The following is a 7,351-nucleotide window of genomic DNA, read 5'->3' on the forward strand; positions in this document are numbered from 1 at the left end:
TTAAAATGACGCTTTCGTATCCTGGAAGTTATGAACTCCGGAGCAGATGGAGCTCATGAGACGGAGTTTTGAAGGCCAGTCCGACAGGCTCCTAGGAACCGTAGTCTCAGAAGGATTATCAGCATAATAGAGCAACGCAGCCGCTTTCATAGACCTAAGGTTACTCACGATCTTCGTCGCTTCGGCCTTGTCTGTTCCGCTGCCGGCCACGAGGAGCATGGCTCCGGCCAGGATGCCGATGATGATGATGACGATCAGCAGTTCGACAAGGGTGAATCCTGTGCGCTTCTTCATAACTTTTTTCATGGGTTTTCCCCTCCTGTATGATGGTGTGTTGCTCTTGCTGCCTGTTGCGTATAACGTTTACCGCTCATTTTCGGGCGGATTGTTTTTGGGCGCGGTGGGGCGGTGGTGAAAAAACGAGAATCAAAATCGAGATCCTTCCCCTTCGGGGATACTGCGCGATCGCGATGCTCGGGATGACAAGAAACACGCTTGTTCGGGATGACAAAGGACAGAGTCAAATGCGAGATCCTTCGTCGCTTCGCTCCTCAGGATGACAAACCCGAGATCCCTCGCGTTGCTCGGGATGACAACAAACCGAGATCCTTCGTCGCTTCGCTCCTCAGGATGACAAAACCTAAGGAGCGGTCCTTAGTGTTACTCAGGATGACAAGCTTTTTCCGATCCTCCCCTTTCTCCGACCGTCCGGTTCTCCTCTTCTCTACATCATGGTCTGTATGGCGGTGACGATGGGCGTGAAGATGGCCAGCGCCACCAGGGCGACGATGCCGCCCACGAATATGATCAGTACGGGCTCCAGTATGGAGGTGAGGCGCTTGATTTTTTCGTCAAGCTCCATTTCGAACCATCCGGCAACCTTGTCCAGCATGGTTTCGAGCTGGCCGGTTTCCTCGCCCACCTTCATCATGTGGGCGATCATCACCGGAAAGACGGGGATGTTCTTGGCCGTGTCGCCCAGGGAGGCGCCCTTGCGGGCGGCGTCCCGGAGGGAGGTGTAGGCCTTGCCGATGACGGCGTTGTCGGTGACTTCGGCGGTCATCTCAAGGGACTTGAGAATGGGCACGCCGGAGTCCACCAGGGAGGCGAGGGTCCGGTTGGACCGGGCCATGGCGCTCTTGAAGAAGATGTCACCCACCATGGGAAGGCGGAGCTTCATGGCGTCCATGGCGGGCTTGGTGTCCTTGTTCTTTGCGAGCATGGAGACTGCCACTCCGAAGAGAAGGACGGCCAGCAGGGGGATGTACCAGAATTCGGCCATCCACTCCGAGAAGTTGAACACCTGGACGGTGAGGGTGGGCAGAGGGACGTTGAGCCCCCGGAAGACCTGGGAGAACCGGGGCATGACCACGGTGACCAGGATGTAGAGGATGAAGAAGGCGAAGAGAATGACCACCGCGGGGTAGGTCACGGCGGAAACGATTTTCCTGCGGAGTTCGTCCTGGCGCTCCAGGAAGGTGGCCAGTCGGTCGAGGGATTCGTCGAGCTTGCCTCCTTCCTCGCCTGCTGAGACGATGGAGACCATGAGGGTGGAAAATTCTGCCCTGGTCCGCAGCGCGCCGCTGAGGGAGAATCCTCCGTCCACGGCCATCTTGACCCGGCGGATGGAGTCGGCGAGGCGGGGGTTCTTTGTCTGGTCCACGAGGATGTTCAGGGCGTTGCCCAAGGTCACGCCGGCCTTGATCATGGTGGCGAGCTGCCGGAAGAAGATGACCTTGTCCCTCAGGGGGACGGAGCCCATGCGGTGGAGAATTTCCCGGAAGGATTCGCCGCCCTTTTCCCTTCCGCTGCGGGTGAGGGTGATGGGCATCATGCCCCGTTCCCGCATGGTGGCAACGGCGGCGTCCTGGGAATCTCCCTGGATGACACCCTCGACGATTTTTCCTTCAGGTGATCGCGCCTTGAATTTGAATTCCATATTCCGTCACCTCGGCTCGTCTTTCTTGTATACCGACTTTTCCCCGGACATTCAGGTTATTTTTGAAATAGTATTCACAGTTTGGATTCTAACAAACGCCCGCCCCCGTTAAAATAGGGCTTCAGACTCATTCTGCAGGGGTTTTGGCGTCAGTTCTGGCCGAAGAGGATCCTCTGGAGATCCTTGGGGTCGTAGGCGTAGGCCATGGCGGTATCAACGGGAATCAGTCCCTCGTTGACCTTGTCGGCGAGGCACTGCTCCATTGTGTGCATTCCCGAGCTTGCCCCCGTCTGGATGAGGGTCTTGATCTGGTTTGTCTTTCCCTCCTTGATGCAGTTCCGCACGGCGGGGTTGGCGAAGAGGATTTCCGTGCCCACCACCCGGCCGCCCGTGGGGCGGGGGATGAGTTGCTGGGAGCATATCCCCACGAGGACGGCGGAGAGCTGGATGCGGATCTGCTGCTGCTGGTGGGGGGGGAAGACGTCGATGATCCTGTCGATGGACTGGGCGGCGTCCTGGGTGTGGAGGGTGGCAAAGACCAGGTGGCCCGTTTCGGCGGCGGTGATGGCCGAGGAGACGGTTTCCAGGTCGCGCATTTCGCCGATGAGGATGACGTCGGGGTCCTGCCGGAGCACCCGCCGGAGGGCCTCGGCGAAGCTGCGGGTGTCGATGCCCACCTGCCGCTGGTGGATGATGGATTTCTGGGACTTGTAGACGTATTCCACAGGATCCTCGATGGTGACCACGTGGTCACGCCGCTTGCGGTTGACTTCGTCGATGAGGGCGGCGAGGGTGGTGGTTTTGCCGTGGCCGGTGGGCCCGGTGACGAGGAAGAGGCCCCTTCGCTGTCCGGTGACCTCGAGCAGGCACCGGGGCAGGCCCAGTTCCTCGATGGACCGGATTCTCATGGGGATGAGCCGGAGGGCCAGGGTCATGTTGCCCGATTCGAAGAAGCAGTTTCCCCGGAAGCGGGCTTCCTCCCCCGTGGGGGCATGGTAGGTGAAGCTGAAGTCGTATTCCCTGCTCTGCCGGTAGGAGGCCATCTGCTCGGGCAGCAGGATGTCGGATATGGCCTGTTCCACGTCCTCCTGGGCAAGGGATGGGAGTCCCGCCACCGGATGGAGGTCGCCGTCGATCCGGAAGCACGGAAGATGACCGACGCCGAGGTGAAGATCGCTTGCGCCCGAACGGAGCACTTCCGCCAGTAGATCGTGTATCCTGATTTGCATTTCGTTCACCTCGCCTTATTTAAAAGGTGGTCGTCAGAACTTCTTCCACGCTTGTTCTGCCTTCGAGTATCTTGCGGATGCCGGATTTTCTGAGGCTTTTCATGCCGTTGTTCAACGCTTCCCTTCTGAGGACGTCGGCGGATGCTCCTGAGACGATGAGCTGCCGGATGGAGTCGGTTATGGCCATGATCTCGAATATGGCGGACCGGCCGCGGTACCCCGTGCCCCGGCATTCGTTGCACCCCACCGGGCGGAATACTTTTGTCCCTGCAGGGACGTCCAGGGTTTCGGCGACTTTTTCGGGCAGTTCGTATTCTTCCTTGCAGGCGCTGCACAGGCTCCGGACGAGGCGCTGGGCGATGACGGTGAGCAGGGAGGAGGATACGAGGAAGGGCTGGATGCCCATGTCGATGAGCCGAATGGCGGCGCTGGGGGCGTCGTTGGTGTGGAGGGTGGAAAGGACGAGGTGCCCCGTGAGGGCGGCCCGGATGGCGAGCTGGGCCGTTTCTCCGTCCCGGATCTCTCCCACCATGATCTTGTCGGGGTCCTGGCGGAGGATGGAGCGGAGGGTGTTGTTGAAATTGAGGCCCGCCCGCTCGTTGACCTGGACCTGGCCGATGCCGAAGATGGTGTATTCCACGGGGTCCTCCACGGTGACCACGTTGACTTCCGGCTTGTTGATCTGTTCGAGGACCGAGTAGAGGGTGGTGGATTTTCCGCTTCCCGTCGGCCCGGTGACGAGGACGATGCCGTAGGGGGCGTTGCAGACCTGGTCCACTAGAAGTTTATCGTCTGCGTCGAGTCCGAGCTTGGTGAGGCCGACCATGGCGTTGCCCTGGTCGAGGATACGGATAACGATCTTCTCACCATAGATGGTAGGCAGGGAGGAGACCCTGAGGTCCACCCTGCGGCCGAGGACCTTGATGAGGATTCGTCCGTCCTGGGGACGCCTTTTTTCTGAAATGTCCATGGCGGACATGATTTTCATTCGGGAGGAGACGGCAGGGTGCAGGTGCTTGGGGAAGTCGAAGGCGTTGAAAAGCTGGCCGTCGATGCGGTACCGCACCCGGGTGTTCTTCTCGAAGGGCTCGATGTGGATGTCAGAGGCGCCTTCCCTGACCGCCTGCTCGATGACCTGGTTCACGAGCTGTATGACCGGCGCGTCGTCGGGGTTGGCTTCTCCCATGGCCTGGGTGAGGTCGATGTCTCCCACGGCGGTGTCCATGAGCTCGAGGCTTGCGTCTTCCATGGACTCCTGGATGCTGTAGAGCCGTTCGAGGTTCCGCTCGATTTCCGACGGCGAGGCGATGCCTACTTTGATATCCATGCCCGTGAGCATGCGGATTTCGTCCTGGGCTATGATGTCCAGGGGGTCGGACATGGCGACCAGCAGGGTGTTGCCGTCCTCAACCGAAAGGGGTATTGCGTGGAGGCGCCGGGCAACGTTTTCCGGTACCATCCGGAGTGCTTCGGGCATGGGGCGGTACCGTGACAAAGAGTAAATCTGGAGCTTGAGGAGGGCACTCAGGGCGTCGAGGAGCTTCCCCTCGGTGAGGGAGCCGTTCTTGACCAGCGTTTCACCGAGCCGCAGGCCGTTCGACTTCTGATCGGCAAGGGCTTGTCCGAGTTGTTCCGGGGTTATGGCTCCCGATTCGACGAGAAGATCTCCCAATCGCAGCGCTTTGGTCATATGATCTACCGCCCAGCATTGTTTGATAGTTACATTACAATGATGATAGCGCAAGAATGGTGATTACACAACGTGATACGTCAGAAATGTGGCGGATATTATTGCCGTACAGTTTGTTTTTTTAAGGGTTTTAAGGGGGGACGACAGAATGGTGTCATCCCGAGCGAATGCGATCTCGTCCCCGGAGGGGAGGGATCTCGGGGTTGAGCAATCCCAAAAGCAACCCCGAGATCCTTCGTCGCCAAAACCGCTCCTCAGGATGACAGCAAGGGCAGATCCCTCGGTCCCCTCCGGGGATGCTCCCTCCGGGGATGCTCCCTCCGCTGCGCTCTGGATGCTGCGCGAGCGCTCCGCTCAGGATGACAGACAAGGGCAATTCCGAGGCCTCTCGATCGCTTCGTTCGGGACGACAGGCAAAAGTAACCCCGAGGCCAGGTTTATAGTTCTGTCATCCTGAGGGCGGGTTTTGCCCGAAGGATCTCGGGTTTGAGAAATCCAGAACCAAGAGCAGATCCTTCGCTCCGCTCAGGATGACAAACAAGGGCAAACCCAAGACCGGTGGTTTATGGCTTTGTCATTCCGTGCAAAGGAGGAATCTCGGGTTTGAGGGCGTTTAGAATCAAAGACAGGTTTTATGGTTGGTTTTGTCATCCTGAGGGCGGGTTTTGCCCGAAGGATCTCGGGTTTGAGAAATCCAGAACCAAGAACAGATCCTCCGCTCAGGATGACAGACAAGGGCAACTCCGAGGTCTCTCGATCGCTTCGCTCGGGACGACAGGCAAAAGTAACCCCGAGACCAGGTTTATAGTTCTGTCATCCTGAGGGCGGGTTTTGCCCGAAGGATCTCGGGTTTGAGAAATCCAGAACCAAGAGCAGATCCTTCGCTCCGCTCAGGATGACAAACAAGGGCAAACCCAAGACCGGTGGTTTATGGCTTTGTCATTCCGTGCAAAGGAGGAATCTCGGGTTTGAGGGCGTTTAGAATCAAAGACAGGTTTTATGGTTGGTTTTGTCATCCTGAGGGCGGGTTTTGCCCGAAGGATCTCGGGTTTGAGAAATCCAGAACCAAGAACAGATCCTTCGCTCCGCTCAGGATGACAGACAAGGGCAACTCCGAGGTCTCTCGATCGCTTCGCTCGGGACGACAGGCAAAAGTAACCCCGAGGCCAGGTTTATAGTTCTGTCATCCTGAGGGCGGGTTTTGCCCGAAGGATCTCGGAGTTAAGAAATTTTAGAATCAAGACCAGATCCTTCGCGTTCGCTCAGGATGACTACTCTTGAAGTTTTACCCTCCCGGTGCTATTGTTTCATGTAACGAATTCGATGAAAGGGAGGATTGCGATGGGTATTCAAACCAGGGACCGTGTCCGGAAGCACAGAAAGTTGATGGCTCAGTCAGGAATGCGGCCCATACAGATTTGGGTCCCTGACACAAAGAGGCCGGAATTTGTCCGGGAATGCCGCCGTCAATCCCTGTTGCTTCAGAACGATGTTCAGGAACGGGAGGTTTTGGACTTTATCGCCGCCGCATCGGACACTGAGGGCTGGGAATGAGGCGGGGCGATCTTATTACCATCGCTCTCCAGGGTGATTATGGCAAACCCCGCCCTGCTCTCGTGATTCAGTCCGATTTGTTCGATGAGCATCCTTCCGTTACGGTTCTTCCTGTGACCAGCGACCTTCGGGATGCGCCGATTTTCCGGGTTGCTCTTGAACCTGGTGAGAAAAACGGCCTCACAAAACGGTCGCAGGTCATGGTAGACAAGGCTATGACGATTCCCCGGGAGAAGGCGGGTGAGCCCTTCGGGCGGATAAGCGATACGGAGATGCTCACCGTGACTAGGGCTTTGGCCGTGTTTCTGGGGTTTGCTTAGGCGAAAGTCTGTTTTACCCATTGGTGTCATACCGAGCGAAGGCGATCTCGTTCCCGGAGGGGAGGGATCTCGGGGGTGATTCTGAAGGCCCAAAGTGCAGATCCTTCGCTCCGCTCAGGATGACAGACCTAAGAGCAGATACCTCCCTCCGCTGCGCTCTGGATGCTGCGCGATCGCTTCGCTCAGGATGACAGCAAGGGCAGATCCCTCGGTCGCTGCGCTCGCTCGGGATGACAAACAAGGGCAACCCGAAGTCAAGAACAGGTCCCTCGGTGGATGCGCTCCCCTCGGGACGACAGCAATGGCTCTGTCATCCCGAAGGCCGGGTTTATGGCCGATCTCGTTCCCGGAGGGGGAGGGATCCCGCAGTTGAGCAACCCAAAAGCAAACCCGAGATCCCTCGGTCGCTGCGCTCGCTCGGGATGACAAACCTAAGACCAGATCCTCCCCCTCCGGGGATGCTCCCTCCGCTGCGCTCTGGATGCTGCGCGAGCGCGATCGCTCCGCTCGGGATGACAGACAAAAGAGCACGAAAAAAGCGGAGAATCTCCGGCTGTGGCCGGAAACTCTCCGCTTCGCAATGCTCTGTTTCATCTGTAATCCAATAAAAAAAGGACTT

At 58.0% G+C, this 7,351-nt stretch carries 7 protein-coding genes; 2 read left to right on the forward strand and 5 right to left on the reverse strand.

All coding sequences use genetic code 11. The features are described 5' to 3' along the window. From C8D99_RS14805 to C8D99_RS14820, 4 genes are all read right to left on the reverse strand, one after another. Positions 1-306, reverse strand: a complete 306-nt coding sequence (locus tag C8D99_RS14805; RefSeq protein WP_133959278.1) for a prepilin-type N-terminal cleavage/methylation domain-containing protein — start codon at positions 304-306, stop codon at positions 1-3. A 418-nt stretch (positions 307-724) separates the two neighbouring features. After that, complete coding sequence (locus C8D99_RS14810) at positions 725-1,939, reverse strand: type II secretion system F family protein (RefSeq protein ID WP_133959279.1); 1,215 nt, start codon at positions 1,937-1,939, stop codon at positions 725-727. 149 nt (positions 1,940-2,088) lie between these two features. After that, positions 2,089-3,168, reverse strand: coding sequence for a type IV pilus twitching motility protein PilT (locus C8D99_RS14815; protein ID WP_208321216.1), 1,080 nt, complete (start codon positions 3,166-3,168; stop codon positions 2,089-2,091). Positions 3,169-3,187: 19 nt separating this feature from the next. Further along, positions 3,188-4,858, reverse strand: a complete 1,671-nt coding sequence (locus C8D99_RS14820) for a GspE/PulE family protein (RefSeq protein ID WP_133959281.1) — start codon at positions 4,856-4,858, stop codon at positions 3,188-3,190. Between the two features lie 1,401 nt (positions 4,859-6,259). Here C8D99_RS14820 and C8D99_RS14825 point away from each other — a divergent pair. Beyond that, positions 6,260-6,412 (forward strand): antitoxin MazE family protein, encoded by a 153-nt coding sequence (locus C8D99_RS14825; RefSeq protein ID WP_243833968.1) that lies wholly within the window; start codon positions 6,260-6,262, stop codon positions 6,410-6,412. Here C8D99_RS14825 and C8D99_RS15620 read toward each other — a convergent pair. Beyond that, positions 6,352-6,504 carry a hypothetical protein gene (locus C8D99_RS15620; RefSeq protein ID WP_243833970.1) on the reverse strand — a complete coding sequence of 51 codons (153 nt, stop codon included), beginning with the start codon at positions 6,502-6,504 and terminating at the stop codon, positions 6,352-6,354. The genes C8D99_RS14825 and C8D99_RS15620 overlap by 61 nt on opposite strands. Between C8D99_RS15620 and C8D99_RS14830 the strand changes: the two genes are divergently transcribed. Continuing rightward, the gene (locus C8D99_RS14830) at positions 6,433-6,732 is read left to right on the forward strand and encodes a type II toxin-antitoxin system PemK/MazF family toxin (RefSeq protein ID WP_243833969.1); all 300 of its coding nucleotides are present in this window, start codon (positions 6,433-6,435) and stop codon (positions 6,730-6,732) included. The genes C8D99_RS15620 and C8D99_RS14830 overlap by 72 nt on opposite strands. The last annotated feature ends 619 nt before the right edge of the window (positions 6,733-7,351 follow it).

It is taken from the genome of Aminivibrio pyruvatiphilus (assembly GCF_004366815.1).
In the GTDB taxonomy this organism is placed as follows: Bacteria; Synergistota; Synergistia; order Synergistales; family Aminobacteriaceae; genus Aminivibrio; species Aminivibrio pyruvatiphilus.